Annotated in this window: 18 protein-coding genes and 1 riboswitch; of the genes, 9 read left to right on the top strand and 9 right to left on the bottom strand. The window is 62.9% G+C overall.

Features of this window, described 5'->3' with window-relative positions; translation table 11 throughout:
• The first annotated feature begins 183 nt into the window (after positions 1-183).
• The gene (locus I6L33_RS17485; protein ID WP_017778857.1) at positions 184-1,272 is read left to right on the top strand and encodes a hypothetical protein; all 1,089 of its coding nucleotides are present in this window, start codon (positions 184-186) and stop codon (positions 1,270-1,272) included.
• An 86-nt stretch (positions 1,273-1,358) separates the two neighbouring features.
• Here the strand turns inward: I6L33_RS17485 and lysC are convergent, their stop codons facing one another.
• Complete coding sequence (gene lysC / locus I6L33_RS17480; protein WP_005302086.1) at positions 1,359-2,711, bottom strand: lysine-sensitive aspartokinase 3; 1,353 nt, start codon at positions 2,709-2,711, stop codon at positions 1,359-1,361.
• Between the two features lie 89 nt (positions 2,712-2,800).
• Positions 2,801-3,025: riboswitch (Lysine riboswitch) on the bottom strand.
• Between the two features lie 107 nt (positions 3,026-3,132).
• Positions 3,133-4,461, bottom strand: coding sequence for an amino-acid N-acetyltransferase (argA, locus tag I6L33_RS17475; RefSeq protein ID WP_216973013.1), 1,329 nt, complete (start codon positions 4,459-4,461; stop codon positions 3,133-3,135).
• Positions 4,462-4,720: 259 nt separating this feature from the next.
• Here argA and msrA point away from each other — a divergent pair, with 259 nt between their 5' ends.
• Entirely contained in the window at positions 4,721-5,353 is a 633-nt protein-coding gene (gene msrA, locus I6L33_RS17470; RefSeq protein WP_019840104.1) for a peptide-methionine (S)-S-oxide reductase MsrA, read from the top strand.
• A 337-nt stretch (positions 5,354-5,690) separates the two neighbouring features.
• Here msrA and I6L33_RS17465 read toward each other — a convergent pair whose 3' ends face one another.
• Genes I6L33_RS17465 through I6L33_RS17455 form a run of 3 tightly spaced genes read right to left on the bottom strand, consistent with a single transcriptional unit; the run spans position 5,691 to position 6,923 of the window.
• Positions 5,691-6,026, bottom strand: a complete 336-nt coding sequence (locus I6L33_RS17465) for a DUF3802 family protein (protein WP_005302076.1) — start codon at positions 6,024-6,026, stop codon at positions 5,691-5,693.
• Between the two features lie 55 nt (positions 6,027-6,081).
• Positions 6,082-6,570, bottom strand: coding sequence for a GNAT family N-acetyltransferase (locus I6L33_RS17460; protein WP_117403250.1), 489 nt, complete (start codon positions 6,568-6,570; stop codon positions 6,082-6,084).
• The gene (locus I6L33_RS17455; protein WP_005302071.1) at positions 6,567-6,923 is read right to left on the bottom strand and encodes an MmcQ/YjbR family DNA-binding protein; all 357 of its coding nucleotides are present in this window, start codon (positions 6,921-6,923) and stop codon (positions 6,567-6,569) included. Before I6L33_RS17455 ends, I6L33_RS17460 begins: the two co-directional genes overlap by 4 nt.
• 106 nt (positions 6,924-7,029) lie before the next feature.
• On the opposite strand from I6L33_RS17455, the gene I6L33_RS17450 reads away from it, so the two are divergent.
• A complete protein-coding gene (locus I6L33_RS17450) occupies positions 7,030-7,812 on the top strand; it encodes an alpha/beta fold hydrolase (RefSeq protein WP_005302068.1) in 783 nt (260 codons plus the stop codon).
• Positions 7,813-7,946: 134 nt separating this feature from the next.
• Here I6L33_RS17450 and I6L33_RS17445 read toward each other — a convergent pair whose 3' ends face one another.
• Entirely contained in the window at positions 7,947-8,924 is a 978-nt protein-coding gene (locus tag I6L33_RS17445) for a LysR family transcriptional regulator (RefSeq protein WP_081588796.1), read from the bottom strand.
• A 60-nt stretch (positions 8,925-8,984) separates the two neighbouring features.
• Here I6L33_RS17445 and I6L33_RS17440 point away from each other — a divergent pair, with 60 nt between their 5' ends.
• Genes I6L33_RS17440 through I6L33_RS17420 form a run of 5 tightly spaced genes read left to right on the top strand, consistent with a single transcriptional unit; the run spans position 8,985 to position 16,369 of the window.
• The gene (locus tag I6L33_RS17440) at positions 8,985-10,682 is read left to right on the top strand and encodes an L-lactate permease (RefSeq protein ID WP_216973012.1); all 1,698 of its coding nucleotides are present in this window, start codon (positions 8,985-8,987) and stop codon (positions 10,680-10,682) included.
• 13 nt (positions 10,683-10,695) lie between these two features.
• Positions 10,696-11,487 carry a (Fe-S)-binding protein gene (locus I6L33_RS17435; protein WP_216974145.1) on the top strand — a complete coding sequence of 264 codons (792 nt, stop codon included), beginning with the start codon at positions 10,696-10,698 and terminating at the stop codon, positions 11,485-11,487.
• Positions 11,480-12,916, top strand: coding sequence for a LutB/LldF family L-lactate oxidation iron-sulfur protein (locus tag I6L33_RS17430; protein ID WP_216973011.1), 1,437 nt, complete (start codon positions 11,480-11,482; stop codon positions 12,914-12,916). Before I6L33_RS17435 ends, I6L33_RS17430 begins: the two co-directional genes overlap by 8 nt.
• Before the next feature lies 1 nt (position 12,917).
• On the top strand, positions 12,918-13,562 hold the full coding sequence (locus I6L33_RS17425) for an LUD domain-containing protein (RefSeq protein ID WP_216973010.1): 645 nt from the start codon (positions 12,918-12,920) through the stop codon (positions 13,560-13,562).
• Positions 13,562-16,369 (top strand): FAD-binding and (Fe-S)-binding domain-containing protein, encoded by a 2,808-nt coding sequence (locus I6L33_RS17420; RefSeq protein ID WP_216973009.1) that lies wholly within the window; start codon positions 13,562-13,564, stop codon positions 16,367-16,369. The genes I6L33_RS17425 and I6L33_RS17420 overlap by 1 nt, the downstream gene beginning before the upstream one ends.
• 198 nt (positions 16,370-16,567) lie before the next feature.
• On the opposite strand, the gene I6L33_RS17415 is transcribed toward I6L33_RS17420, so the two are convergent.
• On the bottom strand, positions 16,568-17,053 hold the full coding sequence (locus I6L33_RS17415; RefSeq protein WP_216973008.1) for a hypothetical protein: 486 nt from the start codon (positions 17,051-17,053) through the stop codon (positions 16,568-16,570).
• A 739-nt stretch (positions 17,054-17,792) separates the two neighbouring features.
• Here I6L33_RS17415 and I6L33_RS17410 point away from each other — a divergent pair.
• Positions 17,793-18,737, top strand: coding sequence for a hypothetical protein (locus tag I6L33_RS17410; RefSeq protein WP_216974144.1), 945 nt, complete (start codon positions 17,793-17,795; stop codon positions 18,735-18,737).
• A gap of 102 nt (positions 18,738-18,839) precedes the next feature.
• Here the strand turns inward: I6L33_RS17410 and I6L33_RS17405 are convergent, their stop codons facing one another.
• The gene (locus tag I6L33_RS17405) at positions 18,840-19,880 is read right to left on the bottom strand and encodes a lipocalin-like domain-containing protein (RefSeq protein ID WP_201891677.1); all 1,041 of its coding nucleotides are present in this window, start codon (positions 19,878-19,880) and stop codon (positions 18,840-18,842) included.
• A 185-nt stretch (positions 19,881-20,065) separates the two neighbouring features.
• On the bottom strand, positions 20,066-22,501 hold the full coding sequence (locus I6L33_RS17400) for an FtsX-like permease family protein (RefSeq protein ID WP_216973007.1): 2,436 nt from the start codon (positions 22,499-22,501) through the stop codon (positions 20,066-20,068).
• Positions 22,502-22,506: the final 5 nt, after the last annotated feature.

Below are 22,506 nucleotides of genomic sequence, written 5' to 3'. Positions count from 1 at the left end.
CTTGTTCCTTGTTGTCAATTTAATGACCAAACAATGAAGGTTGCGTGACAGTGGATCCATGCAAACTGTGATCCCGATCCGGGGGGCACACTCATTCTGTGATGAAAGCGTCATCATGACGCTTTGCCGCTGGTCTGCTCCAGCCTTGCTGCTTAGTCTCTCAATATGGATGGAGGTACATGTATGAATCCCAAAGTAGCGGCACGTCAGGCAAGGTTGCTCCGCATGCTGGAGAGCAAGGAGGAGATCCGGATCGGGCGCGAGCAGGACTGTCCCCTCTCGGTGGCCCAGCTGGTGCGTCTCAAGGAGGATCATCCGGCCGTGCTCAAGGTCTATCGTCACGGCCTCACCGCCGAGGTGTTCCACCTCAAGGTGGAGGGACATCACTGGTGCCTGAAGCGGCGCCGGCACGACTCTCTGGTGGCCAATGTGGACGGCAGAACCGCCTTCCTGACCGAGCTGGAGCGCCGCCGGGAGATAGAGGCCCTGCGGGAGTTGCACCCCACCATCCTGGCCAACGTGGTCTGCACCAGCTTTGGCTCGGCCCGGGCCGGGGTGCTGGTCTCCCCCTGGCTGCGGGGCGTGCCGGTGCATGATCTCAACGAGCGCAACCTGGCGCAGATGCTGGCGGTGCAGGCGGAGCTGGCCCACTGGGGCTGGTTCGACTGGGATCCGAGCCCCGGCAACCTGCTGGATGACGGTCAGCAGATCAGCGTGTTCGACTTTGGCTACATGTGGCCCTTCGATCCTCGCCATGAATTCAACTCCAACGGCCTCACCGATCCCGGTTTTCACGTACCGGAGCGGCTGGAGACCCGCACCCTCTCTGGCCTCTGGCTAGACGAGCCGGATCCGCTGCCGCAGTTTCGCTACTGGCGCGGCCTGTGCGTCAATTGGGCGCAGCGGGAGCTGCAGCACCTGACTCGGGAGGGGGCGAGTGCGCCGGTGCTGGCCCGCTTGCAGGGGCTCTTGGGCGAGTGGCGCTCGGCGCTGGCCAGCGAAGAGGCGCTCGCCGCCAACTGGTGGCGTGACATGTATCGCAGCCACCGGCTCGACATTGCCGACGATCTCAGCGGCAAGAGCTGTGGCCCGCTCACCCTGCGCCGGCTCGACTGGCTGGAGCAGGCGGTGACCGAACACTACGCCGAGCTGACGGACAACCTGGGCCCCGACGAGGCGGGGCTGGATCAGGGGGCGCTGCTGCGCCGGCTGGAAGGGCTGCGCGAGGAGATCCGGGCCAACCTGCTGCCGGCGCTGACTACGGCGGGCTAGGGGCGCTCATCCTTATCCAGAAATCACCCTATATAGAAAGAGGGGCCCGGCGGCCCCTCTGTTGATCCTGGTGAGCTGTCTGCCCCTTAGTCGAGCAGCTCCTGATGGAGGCGGTTGACGATGTGGCCCGCCTCGTCCTCCTTGACCAAAAAGCAGAGGTTGTGGGCGCTGGCGCCGTAACAGATCATGCGAATGTTGTGTTCGCGAATGGCGTCAAAGACCTGACTGCCCACCCCGACCGCCTCGCTCATCCGGTTGCCGATGAGCGCCACCAGCGCCAGCCCTGTCTCCACCTGCACCTTGCACAGCTGGCCGAGCTCCGCCAGCACCTTGTCATTGAGGATGGGTTCGCCGTTGCTTTGGCTGCCAGTGTGATCCAGGGTCAGCGACACGCTCACCTCGGAGGTGGTGATGAGATCCACCGAGATGCGGTGGCGGGCCAGGATGCCGAACACCTCGGCCAGGAAACCGTAGGCGTGGAACATGTTGAGGCTGTGCAGGGTCACCAGCACCTGGTTGCGGCGCAGGGCCACGGCGCGAAACAGCGGATTGGTGCGGGTGCTGGCGCGGATCCAGGTGCCGCCGGCGGCCGGATCCTTGGCAGAGCCGACAAACACCGGGATGTCGCGGCGTACCGCCGGCTGCAAGGTGGCCGGGTGCAGCACCTTGGCGCCGAAGGTGGCCATCTCGGCCGCCTCCACGAAGCTGATTTCGGGGATGGGGCGGGCGCGGGTAACCAGGCGCGGATCCGTGGTGTAGATGCCGGGCACGTCGGTCCAGATCTCGATGGAGCCGGCGTCGAGCGCCTCGGCCAGGAGGGCCGCGCTGTAGTCTGAGCCGCCGCGGCCCAGGGTGGTGGTGCGGCCATCGCCGTCGGCACCGATAAAGCCCTGGGTGATGATGAGGCTGTCGCCAAGCTGGGGGCCCAGCGTCTGCTGGCAGAGGTCACGGGTGGCGGCCAGATCCACGCTGGCCTTGCCAAAGCGGCTGTCGGTGCGCAGCAGCTGGCGCACATCTTGCCAGCGGGCTTTGACGCCGCGCTGGCGCAGCAGCTCGGTAAAGAGGCGGGTAGACATCAGCTCGCCGCAGGCGATGAGCCTGTCGGCCAGCTCGGCATCGGTACGCAGATGTGCCTGGCGCGCCATGGTGCGGATCTCGTCGAGCTGGTCGTGGATCTGGGCACTCACGTCGCCCGGGTGGCCAAGGTCGGCCAGAATGGCCTGCTGGATCTCGGCCAGTCTGGTCAGCTGCGCCTCTTGGCCCGCCTCGTCCAGATCGCCTTGGGCCAGTGCCACCAGCAGGTTGGTGACGCCGGCGCTGGCGCTCAGCACCACCACCCGGGTGGCCGGGTTGGCCAGCACCACGTCGGCGCAGTTGTTCATGGCTGCCGCGTTGGCGACGCTGGTTCCGCCAAACTTGGCGACATTGATCGGGCTCATTGCTTACTCCTGTCTTAATATGAAAATCCGGTTCCATCGGGCAAAAAGAGAGGAGGAGGCTGAAAATGGCAGGAATGATCGAAGCTATCCCGGCCAGAAGCACTCCACCCGCAGAGCCCATCCCGTACCCGCCCCTGACGGGGCGCGGTGGGGGATGACCACTACCGATGACAACCCGGGGGATTCAGCCCCCGCAGCCGACACTGAGGTATCCAGTTGCCTCAGATGTCTCGGCGCTGCTCCCCCTGACCCAAGTTCACCGGACACTGGTGTCCTCCCTCGGGCTGCCTGGGCAGCGCTCCTCTTCTGGCTCCACCAGGGCGGTGGAGTGCATTTAGAAATACCTTGCGTTGGATTGCACTGTCAATCGAGTTTGTGAAAAAGTTAAAAAAGTCAGCCAACTCAACACAGAATCAATGAGTTACACAATGGTCTTTGACAAAACCTTGGAGCGACGCTGCCAGTTGTAGAGGCGCTGGCGTTCAACCGGCAGATCTTCCACCTCCAGCGGATCGAAGCCCCGTTCCCGGAACCAGTGAATGGAGCGGGTGGTGAGCACGAACAGGCGGCGGATGCCGAGCCGCTTGGCCCGCTCGGCCACCTTGGCCACCAGCTGATCCCCCCGGTTGGAGTTGCGATAGTCGGGGTGGATGGCGACGCAGGCCATCTCCGCCATCGCCTCTTCCATGAAGCAGTAGAGCGCCGCGCAGCCGATGATGAGGCCGTCGCGCTCTATGATGGTGAACTTGTCTATTTCCATCTCCAGCTGCTCGCGGGAGCGGCGCACCAGGATCCCTTCTTCCTCCAGCGGGCGGATGAGATCCAGGATGCCGCCGATGTCCTCGATGGTGGCGGCGCGCGCCTGCTCGGCGCTTTCCCGCACGATCTGGGTGCCGAGGCCGTCACGGCTGAACAGCTCCTGCAGCATGGCGCCGTCATCCTGATAGCTCACCAGATGGGAGCGAGGCACGCCGCCGCGGCAGGAGGCGATGGCCGCGCGCAGGTAGCGGGCGGTGCCGGACATCTCTTCCCCCGCCTGCTCCAGCTCCACCAGCAACTCTTCGGCCTGTTCGGGGAAGAGCTCGGAGATGGCTTCGCCGTGGCGGTCCATCACCCCCTGGGTGCTGCTGAAACAGATGAGTTTGTCCGCTTTCAAATCCACCGCCACCCGGCGGGCCACCTCTTCCGAGCTCAGGTTGAAGCTCTCGCCGGTGACCGAGCAGCCGATGGGGGAGATGAGCACCAGGCTCTTCTGATCGAGCTGGCGGGTGATCCCCTCCACGTCGATGCGGCGCACCCGGCCGCTGTGGCAAAAATCGATGCCGTCATCCACCCCGAGCGGCTGGGCGGTGACGAAGTTGCCGCTCACCACGCTGATGCGGGCACCCTGCATCGGTGTGTTGGCGAGCCCCATGGAGAGCTGGGCGGTGATGTCGTACTGCAAGCCGCCGCACACCTGCTTGATGATGGAGAAGCTCGCGTCATCGGTGACCCGGATGCGCTTGTGGTACTGGGCCTCGATGCCGGCGCGGGCCAGCGCCTCGTCGTTTTGCGGGCGGGAGCCGAATACCAGTACCAGGCGAATGCCCAAGGTCTGCAGCAGGGCGATGTCGCTGACGATGTTGGCAAAATTGGGGTGGCAGAGGGCTTCCCCCCCCATCATCAGCACGAAGGTGGCACCTCTGTGCACATTGACGTAGGGAGTTGACTGCCGAAAGGCATAGACCAGGCTGGGTTCGCGTTCACGCACTTGAGGCTTCTTCCATAAAAAAACAGCAATGGGCTCAATATATGAAAATAAATGCACAAATCAAGATTAAATATTGATTTGGCGTGATTTTGTCATCGCGGTGGTCAGGCAGGTCGAACGGTGGCGATACCAGGCGGGGCAGGGGCGCCAGCGGTGTGGCGGTGCGCCCCAGGTTGATCCCGGCCCATAAACTGTTATCTTCGATATTCCTTTTCGTCAGCTGTGCGGTTGCACAGGTTTTTATACAAGGACAGGGTGCATGGAACAGATTATTTCGCCGGCAGACGCGCTGCCGGGACGCCGCGAGGCGATGGTGATTGGCCAGCAGCATGCGGTCAATGGTCACCCGACTCAGGGCCCCTGGCCTGAAGGGATGGCGGTGGCCTGGTTTGGCATGGGCTGCTTCTGGGGCGTGGAGCGCCTGTTCTGGCAACAGCCAGGGGTCTACTCCACCGCTGCCGGCTATCAGGGTGGGGTGACCCAGAATCCCACCTACAAGGAGGTGTGCAGCGGATTGACCGGCCATGCCGAGACGGTGCAGGTAGTGTTCGATCCCAAGGTGATCGGCTATGGCGATCTGCTCAAGCTGTTCTGGGAGCAGCACGATCCGGCCCAGGGGATGCGCCAGGGTGGCGACATAGGCACCCAGTACCGCTCCGTCATCTTCTTCGGGGATGACACCCAGGAAGCGATTGCCCAGCAGAGTCTGGCCGCCTATCAGCAGGCGATGCTGGCCAGCGGCGACAGCCGCGCCATCACCACCCGCATTCTGCCGCTGGCCCCCTTCTATTACGCCGAGGATTACCATCAGCAATATCTGGAGAAGAATCCGGACGGGTATTGCGGCCTGGGTGGCATCGGCGTCTGCCTGCCGCCGAGCCTCAACCGCTAGGGCAAGATGACGGGTATCTGTGACTCGTCATTGTTTGTGAAAAGAAAAAGGCCGCCTTTGCGGCCTTTTTATCGGGCTTTGTCAGGAGAGTGAAAAAAATCATAAAAAAATGTGTCATGGAGAGGAACTTATTTGAACCAGGCTTGCCCAACTTGGTAGCCACCATGGACGGCGGCCAAGACCAGACACATTTCTTGCCTCGAAATTCATAAAAGTCATTGAAAAGCTTGATGAGTTGAAATGCTAGCAAGCAGGGCTGCCAATGAAGGCGGCCCTTTTCATTTCTGTGGTGCGAAAAATGGTGGGGGAGTGGCGACGCCGGCGTTCGCCACGGCGCTCAGCTGATGGCGCCGTCAAACAGGTTCTTGATGAGATCGATGAACTCTTCGAGGAAGGCTTTCTGCTCCGGGGTCGGGGCGCGCAGCCAGACGGCAGAGAGCACCTCTTCCAGATCGGCCACCACCGCATCGGCTTCCTGCATGATCACGAAGCGCAACTTGGGATCGAGCTGCGGATTCTGCTCGCAGATGGCCATCAGGTTGCCGGCCACCCGGCTGCTCACCAGATCTTCGATGGTCTGTTCACCACTGCTCTGTTGCTGGGTTTCAAACAGTCCCAGACTCTCCACCAGATACTCAATCAGGGCGATATAGCCTTCGCTTTCTACAACCATGGCGGCCTCAATCCTCAACAATACGGAAAAACTGTGCGTATTTTAGTGGCTGGACCTAGCTTGGCAAGCGACAGTGCAGGCGATAACGGATAAAACCGACGCCGCCGCGCTCCACGCTCTCCAATCCGGTCAGCTCAAAGCCATACCGTAAAAATAGCCCATAGCTGAAGGCGCTGGCCTCCGTCGTCAGCTGTTTGAGTCCGAGTCGTTGCGCCTCGGCGAGGGCCGCGGCCAGCAGCAGGCCGCCATAGCCAAGGCGCGGGTGATCGGCGCTCACATAGAGCAGGCTGAGGTGGCCATCCTGGCTCAGGGTGACGAAACCGAGCGGCTCGCCGCTTTGCTCCAGCACCCAGCCGTGGTGCTCGCGCAACTGGCCGACAAAGCCGGGATGACGGGCGCCGAGGGCCCACTGCTCCACCTGCTCCGGGCTGTAGTGCTGCGGGCCTATCCTTCGCACCGACTGCTCGAACAGGGTGCAAAGGGCGGGGATGTGCTGCTCGTTCAGCCGGACGAGCCTGGGCTCTGCCGCCATGGCGGGGCTCATCGCTGGGGTGCCTGCGGGCGCTTGGCCTTGGGCAAACCGGCCACCACCCGCTCGTAGGAGTGATGCACCCAGCCCTGCCAGAGATCGTCGGCCAGGTCATCGCTGAAGGTGACCGTGTTCCAGTGTTGCTTGTTCATATGCCAGCCCGGTTTGACCTCGGGGTGGAGTTCGCGCAGCAGCAGGGCCAGCTCGGGTTCGCACTTGAGGTTCAGCCGCAGCGGCTCGGCCTGCCAGTCCAGCAGGGCAAACATCTTGCCGGCGATGCGATAGACCAGGATCTCAGGGCCGAAGGGGGTATCCTCCTGAGCGCCCGGCAGGGTCAGCAGAAAGGATCTCAAACGGGTCAACTCCATGGTCATGCTCCTGGCTGCTTGCGGTGCAAACGTATTAGTCGGGTGAAAAAATCTGCTAAGATGCGCGCCTACTATACCCCAATGCCGTTGATGAGGGAGTCGCAAGATGCTGTATCACAAGACCTTCGAGCTGGGTCCCGAGCGGGATTGGGTAGTATTCGTACACGGGGCGGGCGGCAGCTCCTCCATCTGGTTCAAGCAGCTGCGCGCCTATCGCGAACACTTCAACGTGCTGCTGCTGGACTTGCGCGGTCATGGCCAGTCCCACAAGCTGCAGCAGGTGATCAAGGGTCACTACAGCTTTCGGGCGGTGACCGAGGATATTCTGCAACTGCTCGATCACCTCAACATTCGCCGCGCCCACTTTGTCGGCATCTCCCTTGGCACCATCCTCATTCGCCATCTGGCGGAGCTCTGCCCCGAGCGGGTCAAGAGCATGGTGCTGGGCGGCGCCATCCTGCGCCTCGACATCCGCTCGCGGGTGCTGGTGCAGCTCGGCCGCCTCGGCCAGCACATCCTGCCCTACATGTGGCTCTACCGGCTGTTTGCCTTCATCATCATGCCGCGCCAGCACCATCAGGAGTCGCGCAACCTCTTCGTGCGCGAGGCGCGCAAATTGTGCCAAAAAGAGTTCAAGCGCTGGTTTCGCCTCGCCACCGAGGTGAACCCCCTGATGCGCTATTTCAAGGAGCGGGCCCTGCCCATTCCCACCCTCTATGTGATGGGGGAGGAGGATCACATGTTCCTGGCGCCGGTGCGCGAGCAGGTGGCGCGCGACCCCTACAGCCGGCTCGAGATCATCGACGGTTGCGGCCACGTCTGCAATGTGGAGCGGCCCGAGCACTTCAACCGCCAGTCGCTGGCCTTTCTCACCGCCCAACCCGGCTGAGCCGGCGCCAACCGCCTGCTTGAGGCGACCCTGGTGGCTTGAGCCAGCGCGCTGAAGGGGAGGGGCATGGTAGGTAACGCTGCCGCCCGGGTCAAAAAAGCCCCCCGTTGACACAGGATGAGCGCCATCCCCCGTCAGCCAAAGTAGTGGGCGATATCGAGGTAGCGCTGGCGGATGTGCTCGATCAGCAGCCTGATCTTGCGCGGCGGCTGGCGGGTAAAGGGGTAGACGGCGTAGATCCCGAGTTTCTTGCCCACCTGATCGGGGAAGAGATCCACCAGCTCGCCATTCATCAGGTCGTGATAGACCAGGCAGCGCGGCACATAGACGATGCCGCGCCCCCCCAGCGCCGCCTTGCGCAGGGCCCCCGCGTTGTCGGTGCAAAAACTGCCCGACACCGACAGCAGATAGTTGCCCTCTTCCCCCTTGAAGGCCCACTCCGAGGCCCCCGTGCTTTGGTAGGCGTAGCGCAGGCAGTTGTGGGTGAGCAAATCCGACGGCTCGCGCGGCGCGCCGAAGCGGCGCACGTAGGCGGGGGCGGCGCAGATCACCCACTGGGAGTCGAGGATGTGGCGGGCAATCAGGCTCGAATCATCCAGATAGCCGGTGCGAATGACCAGATCGAACCCCTCTTCCACCAGGTTGACGAAGCGATTCTCCAGCGACATCTCCACCGTGAGCCCCGGGTGTTGCTGGCAAAAATCGGCCACGGCGTCGGCCAGCAGCAGCTCGCCGGAGATGGTGGGCACCGACATCCGCACATGACCGCTCACCTTTTCACCAAATCCCGCCACCGCATCGAAGGCGTCCAGTGCGGCGGCCTTCACATTTTTGGCACCCTGATAGAGCTCCTTGCCCGCCTCGCTCAGGGTGAGTCGGCGGGTGGTGCGATAGAGCAGCTGCACCCCGAGCTCTTCCTCCAGGCGCCCGATCCGTTTGCTAACCACTGAATTTGTCAGGGAATTTTGCTCGGCCACCTTGCTGAAGGAGCCTGCTTCCACCACCTGGGCGAAGAGAATGAGGTCGTCGGTACTGGCCATATTTATCGATTTTTGGAACGAATGTTGTTCATTATTTCCATATATCGCGAAAAAAGAACAGGGTAAGGTCACGTCCGCTTAACAAAACAACAACAAGGTGCGCCTCTGCACCGCTCGGACAAGGACGCAATGATGACAGACACCCTGTTGGCCCTGGTGGCCTTCTCGCCGATCGTGGTGGCCGCCGTGCTGCTGGTCGGCCTTAATTGGCCCGCCAAGCGCGCCATGCCCATCGCCTTTATCCTGACCGTATTCATCGCCCTGTGGGGCTGGCAGATGAGCCCGACCCGGGTGCTCGCCTCCAGCCTGCAGGGGCTCATCATCACGGTGACCGTGCTCTGGATAGTGTTCGGCGCCATCCTGATGCTCAACACCCTCAAGCACACCGGCGCCATCAGCGCCATTCGCGGTGGTTTCACCAACATCTCGCCGGATCGGCGCATCCAGGCCATCATCATCGCCTGGTGCTTCGGTGCCTTTATCGAGGGAGCCTCAGGGTTTGGCACCCCGGCGGCCATCGCCGCCCCCCTGCTGGTGGCCATCGGCTTTCCGGCGCTCGCCGCCGTGCTACTCGGCATGATGATCCAGTCCACCCCGGTGTCGTTCGGTGCGGTGGGCACCCCCATCCTGGTGGGCATCAACAAGGGGCTGGATAACCAGGCCATCGGCCACACCCTGAGCGCCGGTGGCAGCAGTTGGGACATCTACCTGCAACAGGTGACCACCAACGTGGCCCTCATTCACGCCACCGTCGGCACCCTGATGCCGGTGCTGATGGTGATGATGCTGACCCGCTTCTTTGGCCGCAACCGCAGCTGGACCGAGGGGCTCTCCATCCTGCCCTTCGCGATTTTCGCCGGACTCGCCTTCACCGTGCCTTACGCCCTGACCGGCATGCTGCTCGGCCCCGAGTTCCCGTCCCTCATCGGCGGCCTGGTGGGGCTGGCTCTGGTGGTGACGGCGGCGCGCCACGGTTTTCTGGTGCCCAAGAACACCTGGGATTTCGCCCCCGAGAACGAGTGGCCTGCCGAGTGGCTGGGATCCCTCAAGCTTGATCTCAAAGAGGCCGCCGGCCGCCCCATGTCCCTGCTGCTGGCCTGGCTCCCCTATGTGGCGCTGGCGCTCCTGCTGGTGGCGAGTCGGGTGAGCCCGGAGTTCAAGGCAAGCCTCCTGTCGGTGAGCCTCGCCTTCACGGATCTGCTGGGGGAGAAGGGGGTGAGTGCCTCCATTGAGCCGCTCTATCTGCCGGGGGGCCTGCTGGTGCTCTGCGCCCTGCTCGCCACCCTCATTCAGGCCCGCGCCCTGGCACCCCTCGGCCGCGCCGTGAGCGAGTCGAGTCGCACCCTGATCGGCGCCGGCTTCGTGCTCATCTTCACCGTGCCCATGGTGCGCATCTTCATCAACTCCGGCGTCAACGGGGCGGATCTCGCCAGCATGCCGGTGACCACCGCCAATTTTGCCGCCGGGCTCGTCGGGGAGTTCTTCCCGGCCCTGAGCGCCACCATAGGCGCGCTGGGGGCCTTTATTGCCGGCTCCAACACGGTGTCGAACATGATGTTCAGCCAGTTCCAGTTCGAGGTGGCCCAGACCCTGGGGGTCTCCACCGCCGCCATGCTGGCGCTGCAGGCGGTGGGCGCCGCCGCCGGCAACATGATCGCCATTCACAACGTGGTGGCGGCCTCGGCCACCGTGGGCCTCTTGGGCCGTGAGGGGGCGACGCTGCGCAAGACCGCGCTGCCGACCCTCTACTACCTGCTGGCCACCGGCCTTATCGGGTTGGCGCTCATGTACAGCTTCCACGTCTCGGACGCACTGCTGCAGTTGAAGTAAAGGAGAGCAAGTGATGAAGGTAATGCGGGTCTATCCGGCCAAGCCGGCCGATGTCTATCTCTACGCCACCTGTCTGGTGGACCTGTTCGACCCGGTAGCGGGGCTCGATGCCATCGCCCTGATCGAGCGGGAGGGGATAAGGGTGCACTTTGTCGAGAAGCAGACCTGCTGCGGCCAGCCGGCCTACACCTCGGGTCACGAGGAGGAGGCGCGCAAGGTGGCGCAAAGCCAGATGGCGCTCTTCCCCGAGCCCTGGCCGGTGGTGGTGTTGTCGGGCTCCTGCGGCGGCATGATGCACCACCACTATGCGCGTCTCTTTCCAGAGAGCCGCGAGGTGGCGGCGTTTTGCGAGCGGGTGTTCGAGCTCACCGAGTTTCTGGCCCGGGTCTGCCGGGTGCGCTGGCGCACGGTGGGGGAGGCGAGCATCGTCATGCACACCTCCTGCTCGGCCCGGCGCGAGATGCAGGTGCACACCACGGCTCGCAGTCTGCTGGGGCAGCTCGATGGGGTCACCTTGCATGAGCAGGCCTACGAGAGCGAGTGCTGCGGTTTTGGCGGCACCTTCTCGGTGCGCCACCCCCACATCAGCCAGGCCATGGTGGAGGACAAGATTCGCCACCTGCTGGCGACCGGCGCCGACACCCTGGTGAGCGCCGACTGGGGGTGCCTCTTGAACATCAAGGGATCCCTGGCCTATCAGGGCAAGACACTCCCCGCCACCCATCTGGCGAGCTTCCTGCTCGCCCATAGCGAGCCGGTGGCTCAGGGCTTACAAGCGCAAAAACAGGGGGCTAATCATGAGTGATCACGCCAAGTATTCGCCGCGCCGCTTCCATCCCCAGGCCGAGGCGGCCCTGGCCGACCCCGTGCTGCGCCAGAACTTTCGCGGCGCCATGGATTACCTGCGCGCCAAGCGCCGCGACGCCTTCGCCGACCCGCAGGAAGAAGCGGTGGTGCGCGATGCGGCTGAGCAAATTCGCCAGCGCTGCCTCTCGCGCCTGCCGGATCTTTTGGAGCAGCTCGAGGCCAATTGCGAGCGCAACGGCATCCGGGTGCACTGGGCCCAGACGCCGGCCGAGGCCAACGCCATCATCCTTCGCATCGCCCAGCAACACGGGGTGAGCTCCATCGTCAAGGGCAAGTCCATGGTGAGCGAGGAGGTAGGCTTCAACCACGAGATGGCGCGTCACGGCATCCGCTGCCTTGAGAGCGACATGGGGGAGTTTATCGTCCAGCTCGACGGCGACACCCCGTCCCACATCATCATGCCCGCCATCCACAAGAACAAGCAGGAGGTGAGCGACACCTTCGCCCATAACCTCGAAGGCTTCACCCCCACCACCGACGTGGACGAACTGATCCAGACCGGACGGCGGGCCCTGCGCGAAGAGTTTCGCCGCGCCGGCATGGGGCTCTCGGGCGTCAACTTCGCGGTGGCGGAGACCGGCAGCCTCTGTCTGGTGGAAAACGAGGGCAACGGGCGCATGTGCACCACGGTGCCGAAAGTGCACGTGGCCATCACCGGCATCGAGAAGGTGGTGGAATTTTTCAGCGACGTGCCGCCCCTTTACAGCGCCCTGACCCGCTCGGCCACCGGCCAGGCCATCACCACCTACTTCAACGTCATCAGCGGCCCGCGCCGGGCAGGGGAGCTGGACGGCCCGGACGAGGTGCACCTGGTGCTGCTGGACAACGGTCGCAGCCAGGCTTACCGGGACGAAGAGCTGCGCAAGACCCTGCAGTGCATCCGCTGCGGCGCCTGCATGAACCACTGCCCGGTCTACACCCGCATCGGCGGCCACGCCTACGGCACCATCTACCCGGGCCCCATCGGCAAGATAGTCTCCCCCCATCTGCTGGGGCTGGAAAGCACGAGCGATCTGGTGACGGCCTCGAGCCTGTGCGGTGCCTGCGGCGAGGTGTGCCCGGTGCGCATCCCCATTCCCGACCTGTTGCAGCGCCTGCGCCGGGAGGCCAAGCACGACGCACAGCCCGGTCACGAACCGCTGGCGGGGCAGGGGGCGGCCAGGAGTCGGCTCGAGACGCTTGCCATGCAGGGTTTTGCCTTTGCCGCCACCCACCCGCGCCTCTATCACGCCGCAACGGGTGTGGCCGGTCGCCTGCGGGGCTTGATGCCTAAACATCTGGGCCCCTGGACCCAGTGCCGCGAAGCCCCCCAACCCGCCCCCCAGAGCCTGCACGCCCTGCTGCGCCAGAAGAAGAAGGAGTCCTGAGATGTCGAGCAAAGAGGCCATATTAAGCCGCCTGCGCGGCGCCGCTACCCCCATTGCCCACACCCCCCATGGCTGGCAGCCCTGGCGCGGGGAGAGTGAACAGGCGCGGCGCGAGCGCTTTGTTGCCGGGATCAGCGCCAGCCACGCCGAGATCCTCACCGTCAAGGAGGCAAACCTTGCCCGGGATCTGACCGCCTGGTTGGATGGGGAAGCAATAACGCATCTGGCCTGTGGCCAGGGCGGTCGCTGGCAGGAAGCGGTCGCGGCCGCCTGCGCCGGGCGCTCTGTGCTGACCCCCTCTGGCGAGTTCGCGAGCTGGAAAGACGAGCTGTTCGACGTTTGTCAGGCGGGCATCACCCACTGCGCGGGGGCCATCGCCGATACCGGGACCCTCGTATTGCTGCCGGATAGCGGCGAGCCGCGCACCATTTCGCTTGTGCCCCCCTGCCATATCGCGCTGCTGGCGGCCTCCACCATCGCCGACAACCTGGCGGGGCTGGTGGCGGCCGGGCGCTGGCAGCAGGCCATGCCCACCAACCTGTTGCTGGTCTCCGGCCCCTCCAAGACCGCCGACATCCAGCAGACCCTGGCCTATGGCGCCCACGGCCCGAGCCGCCTCTTGGTGGTGCTGGTGGAGGATTGCTGATGCGCTGGAACCAGTTTGACGCCGCCGTGCTCTCGCGCATCCCGCCGGAGCGCCTGGTGAGCGACCCGGATCTGCGCCTCGCCCACGGCACGGACGCCAGCTTCTACCGGCTGGTGCCCGAGCGCATCGTGCGCCTCGACTCCCTCGATGAAGTGCGCTTCGTGCTGGCTGTGTGCCGCGAATTGGGCCTGCCGTGCACCTTTCGCGCCGCCGGCACCAGCCTCTCGGGCCAGGCCCTGAGCGATTCGGTGCTCATTACCCTGACCGACAGTTGGCGCGGCCACCGCATTCTGGACGAGGGGGCGCGCATCGCCCTGCAACCCGGGGTGATCGGCGCCGATGCCAACCGCTATCTGGCACCCCTGGGGCGCAAGATTGGGCCGGATCCGGCCTCCATCAACGCCTGCAAGCTTGGCGGCATCGCCGCCAACAACGCGAGCGGCATGTGCTGCGGCACCGCCCACAACAGCTATCACACCCTGCACGCAATGACCCTGTTGCTGGCCGATGGCACCGTGCTGGAGAGCGGTGATCCCCACAGCCGTGCCGCCTTTGCGGCCAGGCGCCCGGAGCTGCTCACGGGGCTCGCCGCCCTGCGCGCCGAAGTGCTGGCCAATACCGAGCTTGCCGCCAAAATTCGCCACAAGTACCGGCTCAAGAACACCACCGGCTACGCCATCAATGCCCTGCTCGACCATGATGACCCCGTCGATATCCTCACCCACCTGATGATCGGCTCCGAGGGGACCCTCGGCTTTATCGCCGAGGTGGTGCTCGATACCGTGCCGGAATACTCCCACAAGGCCTCGGCCCTGCTGGTGTTTCGGGACGCCGAGCAGGCGTGTCTGGCCACCTCGCGCCTGAAAAGTGCGCCGGTGGCGGCGGTGGAGCTGATGGATGGGCGATCCCTGCGCTCGGTGGCTGGCAAGCCCGGCCTGCCGGACTTTATCAAGACGCTGGATCTGGCTGCCTGCGCCCTGCTTGTCGAGGTGCATGGGGAATCGAAAGAGGAGCTGGTGGATCGCTGCGAGCAGGTGACGGCCATGGCGGCCGAGTTCGCTCAGGTCGCCTCTGTACCCTTTACCACCGATAGTGTCGGCCTGTGGGCCATTCGCAAGGGGCTATTCCCAGCGGTGGGGGCGGTGCGCACCACAGGCACCACCGTCATCATCGAGGATGTCGCCTTTCCCATCGAACGTCTGGCAGAGGGGGTGGCGGGGTTGCAGCAACTGTTCGATCGCTTCGAATACGGTGAAGCCATCATCTTCGGCCACGCGCTGGAGGGAAACCTGCACTTCGTCTTTACCCAGGGGTTCGACGATCCGGCCCAGGTGGCCCGCTACGGCGCCTTTATGGATGCGGTGGCCGAGCTGGTCGCCGTGCGTTTTGGCGGGTCCCTCAAGGCCGAGCACGGCACCGGCCGCAACATGGCCCCCTATGTGGAGCTGGAATGGGGGCCGGAGGGGATGGCGCTGATGCGGCGCATCAAGGCGCTGATCGATCCCGATAACCTGCTTAATCCCGGCGTCATCATTAACGACGACCCCAAGGCCCACCTGGCCCACCTCAAGCCCATGCCGGCGAGCGATGCCATCGTCGATCCGTGCATCGAATGCGGCTTTTGCGAGGCGGTCTGCCCCTCGCGCACCTTGTCACTGTCGCCGCGCCAGCGCATCGTGCTTTACCGCGAACTGGCCCGCCGCAATCGTGCCGATGAGCCCTCCAACCAGCTGGCCCGGCTGTTTGACTATCAGGGCATTGAAACCTGTGCCGCCACCGGGCTGTGCGCCGATCGCTGCCCGGTCGGCATCAACACCGGAGCGCTCATCAAGAAGCTGCGCACTGACAAGTACCAGCGCTTCGTGCCCATCGCCCGCTGGAGCGCCGATCACTTCGCTGGCGTTACCCGTACGGCCCGTGGGGCCCTCGGCCTCAAAGCCATTGCTGGCAAGCTGTTGGGAGAAAAAGCGCTGGCAGGGCTGGTGAACGGGGCACGCAACATCAGCGGCCAGCGCACACCCGCCTGGTTGCCGACCCTGCCGGGGCCGAGCCGCTACCAGTGGCCGCCAGGGGAGGGGAGCCATGGCGGATCAGGCGAGGACATTAGAGGGGATCGCGCCGTGGTCTATCTGCCGTCGTGCGCCAGCCGGGTATTTGGCCAGCAGGAGGAAGCTCCGTCACTGCCGGAGGTGGTGTTATCCCTCCTCAAGAAGGCGGGCTGCCGGGTCATAGTGCCGGCGAGAGTTGAGGGGCTCTGCTGCGGCATGCCCTATGACAGCAAGGGGATGAGCGAGGTGGCGGAAGCCAAGCGCAGTGAGCTGGCCGAGGCCCTGTGGCAGGCAAGCCAGCAGGGGCGCTGGCCCGTGCTGCTCGACACCAGCCCCTGCGTGCAGCGGCTGCTCTCGGGGGCGCTCGGCAAGGGCCTTCGGGTGTTTGAGCCCGCTACCTTTGTGCTGGAACACCTGCTGCCCCACCTTGAGCTGACCCCCATCGATGAGACCGTCATGCTCCATATCACCTGCAGCAGCCGGCGCATGGGACTGGGGGAGACCATGCTGGCGGTGGCCCGCGCCTGTGCCCGCGAGGTGATAATCCCTGAGCATATCCAGTGCTGCGGCTTTGCCGGCGACAAGGGGCTGATGACCCCGGAGCTCAATGCCGCCGCGCTCGCCAGCCTGCCCGCCCAGGTGCCCAGCGATTGCCGTCAGGGATTCAGCAACAGCCGCACCTGCGAAATGGGGCTGAGCCAGCACGCTGGCATTCCCTATCACAGCATCCTCTATCTGGTGGATCAGGCAGCGAAATAAATAAAATCTTGGCAGAATATTTTCTGCCGATATTTTCTGTTAGCTCAAAATAGTCATAAAAAAGACACCGGTGCGACCGGTGTCAGAGAATGTAAACCATATCCATTAGGTAGTTAAAATTAGTTTGATAAGTTTAACTACCTATATAGAAATGACAGGGTTTTTATTTTACATTTAAATCACTCACCTTATATCTGTTTACTGACATGCATTCTTTGAAAGCAAAGGAGATGCTGTGTCAACAAACCATTTTGTTGCAGCTGTAAAAATGGTTTTCTCTTTTAATCTATCGCCATTAAGACTATAGCGTTGTGTTACTACGCGACCAGAACTATCTATTATACTTTCTGCTTTATACATATCTGCTGCATTGTTTGTGTTTTGAAAGTCAATTAGCCCTTGTTCATTGAATTTTTCAGCAATACCGGGGGTAGCTCTGGCATAAATATAGTTGTCTTTAAAAGAAATGGCTGATGGTGATATTGAAGAGCTCCAGTAATTATTGTGTGGTCCATTTCCAGAAATGATTACTTTCACATCATAACCATTCTCTATATATGTTTTTAATGCGCATAATTCACCATAAACAACATTGCCAGAGTTGTCTGTTTCATATGCTTTATGCCAGTCAGCTTGCGCAGAGAGAGAACATGTCATCATAATAAATAGCATTGATTTTTTCATACGTGCTCCATTGTGGTTAATTATGCCACATAACGTGGTTTTATTTGTGTTTTTTTGATTTCGTTTAGTTTTAATTTGTCTGGATTTCTATATGTAGGGTAGTAAATTAATGGCGTATCCATATCTTAATGGATATTAAGTGAATTTAATAAAATATCTGTGGTTTATTTTCATGATTCCATTCGTGAGTTTTAATAAACCCTTGTTGCTATCCAGTCAGATGCTTTCATAAGTTCGCACTGGTAATGTCTCGCATGGGTACTTCATTAAATCATTATCTATTTATTAAGTAAAATAAAATTAGTATTTTGAAGGTTTTACAGCGTTCAGGAACCTAGTGTTAGGAAGAAATGTAAAGGAAACAGGTCGATGATCAATGTGTGAAAAAAATTTAAGTCCACCATTCCAATGGTGGCTAAGCCTATGCCTTACTTGTGAGCGTTGGTTCACCCGTAGAATTTAGTAACTTAGTCACCGGTCATCTCCGATAGCCAACACCACTAGCGTCTACCGGGATGGGGATGCTTTTTCAGGTAGTCAGAATCGCTACTCATTGTCTACAGCCACACGAACCAATGGCTGTCGCTGTTAGAGTCTAGTTATCGCTTCATCAATCAATGCCTTGTAACAGCTGGTTACAGATCTTGCGTCGACCGGCGAACCCTTCCTCCAGTAAATTCAGCGGCGATTGAATGCACCTCACATAACAAAGCAATTGCAAGGAACAAGAGTCATGAGAATGCACCACAAAGCCGTGCTGGCCATCGCCTGCACCGCCGCCCTGTCCGCCTGCGACAGCGAGAAGGCGGCTAATAGCATCGCCAAACGCGCACCGCTGCCCTTGCCCGATGCCGGCCTCTATGAGGCAAACCTGCTCAGCCGCGATGGCGATCAGGGGCCGCTCAAGATGATTAAGGGGCTGGAAGGATTGGCGTTGGTATACCCCAAGGGGGATGGCGAGCAGCGCTGGGGCGTCTGGGTCGAGAACGACGGCAAATCGATTACCTCTTCGCAATGGATCGGGCAGGCTGCCCAGAAAGAGAACAAGGATGGCATCTATCCGGTGTTGCTGGAGCGCACCTCGGTGCGGGGCAAGCGGCTCGATGCCCAGAGCAACGACCACAACCTCATCAGCTTTCAAGACAAAGCGGTAACCGATCTGGCTGGCAAGGAGGTCAAGCGCTGGACCTTTGACTTCAGCCGTACCGGCACCCAGTTCCGGGATCCGGATCAGAGCACAGCCCTCTATCGCGACTGGAGCGGCCATTTGGCCGTGAACAAGCTCGCCACCCGGACGATCACCAGTGACAGCTGGCGGGTGGAAGATGACGCCGGCTTTGGCGACGCCATGGTGGGGCTGATCCGCAGCACCAACAACGGCGGCTCCCTGACCCTGGAGATCGAATTTCCCAAGGCGGGCTGTACTCTGACCGGCAAGGGCAGTGCAGAGTCTGGCAAGGGGCTCAGCAAGCTTAACCTGAGCGGGTTTGGCAAGTGCAGCTTCAAGGCATCAAGCGAGCTCAGCCCGCTTGAGAACAAGTGGATGCTGGGCCTGGCCAAGGCCAAAGAGGGGGCAACGGCCTATGTCGCCGCATTCGAGATGCCGGACACCCGCAAGACGACTCTGGTAGTGGGCTTCCCCGAACAGCATGGCCTGATGATGGTGGGCGACAAGCAGCCCTGATCCCGTCTTGATATACCGTCACAGCACTGCGTTGTTACCCCGGCCTGGCCGGGGTTTTTGATGGCGGGTGGGCAGCCATTAGAGGAGGGAATTGGGCAAGGCTCAGTAGCCGGTCATCTCCAGATAGCCGACACCCTTGGCGTCTCCCGAGACGGATACCGCCCCCTCCCAGTAGTCAAAGCGCCCCGTCATGGCCTGATCGGGCTGGCGTGCCTGGATGGTGAGCCTTATATCGCCGGCTGCCAGCTGCCACTCGATGGGGTAAGGCTGCCCCTTGGGGCCGCGCCAGGTCTTGCCGGGGGTGAGGCGGATCTGCTCAGGGTTCAGCACCCGGCTGCTGCCGTCCCGTTCGATCAGGATGCCATAGCGGTTTTCGGGATTGGCGCGGCCAGCCTTGGTGCGCAGGCGAAACAGCATCAGCTCACGGCCATCTTCAAACTGCAGCGAAAACCAGTCCCAGCCCGATTGCCACTCGGCCAATACCGAGCTGCTCCACTCATGATCGAACCAACCCTCACCGCTGACGTGGCGGGTCTCGCCATCCAGGGTCAGGGTGCCGCTGATGGTCAGGCGCGGGTAGGAGTAGTAGAAGGAGGCGTTGCCCGGGCTCTTCTCGCTGTAACCCTGTTTGCCCTGCAGCACCGCCGACTTGGCGGCGCTTACTTTCAAATCAAGATCCCCCGCCTTGCTCTGCACCTTGAGGGTGGCGGGAAAGAGCGCTTCGCCCTGAGAGGCCAACACCCACTCTTTCAGCCAATACTGACCGCCGCTGGCACCGGCAAGCCCCGGTCCCTGGCGGCTGGTGCGCTCGTCCTGCTGGTGGCTGCCTTTGCTCAAATCCGTGATGGCGAACTGGGCCAGCCAGAGCTGGGGGGTGAGCCAGGGGTTGTCGGATGTTATCTCCTGCTCGATACCCTGGCGAAACAGGGTCCACTGCATGCCGTAGCCGCGCCCCTGCTCATCTTTCAGGTTGCCGGTGAGATACCACCACTCGGAGCGGTAGTCGGGGTGGGCAGCGTGATCCGTGGGCAGACGGATGGACTGGCCCGGCAGGGCCTTTTTGAAGTGATCGCTGCCGCCACCAAGGATGGCGCCCAGATCGCTGGCCTGCGCGTTGCCGCTTATGGCAACAAGCGGGATCAAGAGGGCTGCAAGCCACAGGGTCCGTAAAGAGGACAAGATTTCCCTCACCCTGGCCCTCTCCCGAAGGGAGAGGGGATGGTTCGCGGCAGCTCTGTGCGCTTCTCTGCGCTGAATCAAGGGCGGTGACAGGGATCTGGTCAATGGGAACGTCAAGTCATGGCTGAGCCAGTGCGCAAACCGATATTTCATACCACTCTCCTTGCGGCGTACCAGGAGGCCAGCGCCCCGCACACCGGCGCCAGCAGAAGCGCCGTGACGGCGTGCAGGGGGGCGGCCTCGAAGGCCAGCCGCCAGCCGAAGGCGCGGGGGTTGACCACCTCAATCAGCACCCAGGCAAGGCCATAGCCCACCGGCAGGGCCAGCAGCGCGGTGAGCAGCCCGAGGCCCGCCCCTTGCCACACCAGCAGCCGGCGGCAGTGGCGCGGGCCTACGCCCAAGCTCTGCAGGGTCTGCAACTCGCCGCGCCGGGCCAGCCCCAGCACCATAAAGGCCGAGCCGATACCGACGAACGCGATCCCCAGAATGAGCAATTTCAATAGCTCGGTCACCACGAAGGTCTGGTCGAACACCCTGAGGGCGGCGGCGTGGATGGCGGGGGCGGGCAACAGGTTCACCCGCTCGCCAAACTGGGCCCGCAGGCGATCGGCGAGGCGATCAACGTGCGGGCTGAAGAGGGCCAGGGATTGCACCTTGCCCCCTTCGAAGGCGTGCAATATCTGCCCCTTGTCGCTGCCGTAATCCTGATAGACGCCGGTGACGGTGAGTGCCCTTGGGCCCTGCTCGCCGGTGACTTCGAGTGTCTGCCCCACCTTGACCCCGAGGCGCACCGTCAGCGGTTCGCTCGCCAGCACCTCGTCGGGGGTGGCGGGCCAGCGTCCGGCCAGCAGCGGATAGGCGGATTTGAGCTCGGGGATAAAGTCCATTTGCGCCCACTCGATGGGCTGCCCCTGCCAGCGGGCCGGGTGCACCGAGCGGCGCGAGGCGGCGCGCACATCCGGCGCGGCGAGGATGGTGTTGAGGGTCTGCTCGCCGAGGGCGCCCTTGCTGCCGGCCACCCCCTTGGGGGCGGTGACGTAGAGATCGGCGGCCAGGCGCTGGCCGAGCCAGATCTCTACGCTCGAGCGAAAGCTCGACACCATGACGCCGATGCCGATGGCCGCGGCGATGGCCAGTTGCAGCGCCATCACCGCGATGGCGGTGCGATCCAGGTGATAGAGGGTTTCTGCCACCCCGAGACGGGCGCTGAGGGGGCCGCGCTCGCGTCGGCGCAGCCGGCCCAGCACGGCGCGCAGCACATCGGGCAGGGCGAGCGCCATGGCCAGCAGCCAGCCACCGGCGATAAAGAGGGCGCCGGTGAGACCGATTGCTGGCCACCACAGACAAAGCGCGCAGAGCAGCAAGATGGCGATGGCGAGCCCCCGACGTTGCCAGGGGTGAGAAGGCGGGCGGCTGTTGCCTTCTCGCAGTTCAAGAGGGGATTGGCGCAGCAGTTGCCACCAGCCGGGCAGGTTGGCGGCGAGCGTGCCCAGCAGGCCGATCACCAGCGCCTTGCCAAGGCTGGCGGGGGAGAGGCGCAGCAGGTCGATGGGGTTGGGGCCATAGAGATCGGCCAGCGCCTGGGTGAGCTGCCCCATCAGGGCGAGGGCCAACAGGCTCCCCAGCAGCAGCCCGAGCAGGGTGCCGATGCTGGCGAGGATCAGGATCTCCAGGGTCAGCCAGCGCAACAGCCGGCGCGGTGGCATGCCGAGGATGATGAGCTGGGCCAGCTGGGGGCGGCGCACGCTCTGCACGAAGCGCTGGGCGTTGAATACCAGAAAGAGCCCCACCGCCATGGCGAGCAGGGAGAGCGCCGTGAGGTTCAGCGCCAGCGCATCGCCGAGCTGGCTGGCATCGAGCGCCGGGCTGATGGGCTCAAGCCAGAGGGGCTGATGGGGGGCATAGGATTGCAGGGCTCTTTGCAAGGTATTGGCCTCGCCCTCGCTGAGCTTGAAGACGATGCGATCGAGCCGCCCTTCCTTGCCCAGCAGCGGCTGGGCGAGGCCGATGTCGGTTACCAGCAGCCGCTCCATGGGCACGGCGCCGGGCTCGAAGGTGCCGGCCAGGGTGAGGGTCAGCGGGCGGGGCGGCGCCCCTTCACCGCCACCCAGCACGAAGCGGCGGCTCTGGCCCGGTTGCCAGCCAAGGCGCTTGGCCTCGGGGGAGGCCAGCCAGACGCTGTCGGCGCGGGTGAGGGAGAAGGTGGGTTCCTTGTCCGGCGCGGCGCCAAACAGCCGGCGCAAGGGGCCTGGGTTGAACAGATCCATCCCCAGCAGCTGAAAACTGCGCCCCTGCTCATCTTGCAGCCAGCCGTGCAACTGGGGCATGGCGTCGAGGTTCGGCTGGCTGCGCACCAGCGTCACATAGAGCTGCTCGTCCAGCCCGCCGTCCGGCGCCAGCCGGTAGTTCGCTTCCCCCGCCAGCTGGCTGCGGGCGGCGACGAAGTTGGTGCGGGCGCTGTGGTTCAAGAGCTCGATGGCCACCACCAGGGAGACCCCGAGGGTGAGCCCGATCAGGCTCATCAGCAGCAGCCAGGGGTGGGCGCGATAGAGGCGCAGCAGCGCCTTGAGCGGCAGCGGCAACATCACAG

The sequence above is a fragment of the Aeromonas sp. FDAARGOS 1403 genome, from assembly GCF_019047325.1.
Taxonomy (GTDB): domain Bacteria; phylum Pseudomonadota; class Gammaproteobacteria; order Enterobacterales; family Aeromonadaceae; genus Aeromonas; species Aeromonas dhakensis.
This window is presented reverse-complemented; position numbering and strand designations above follow the sequence as displayed.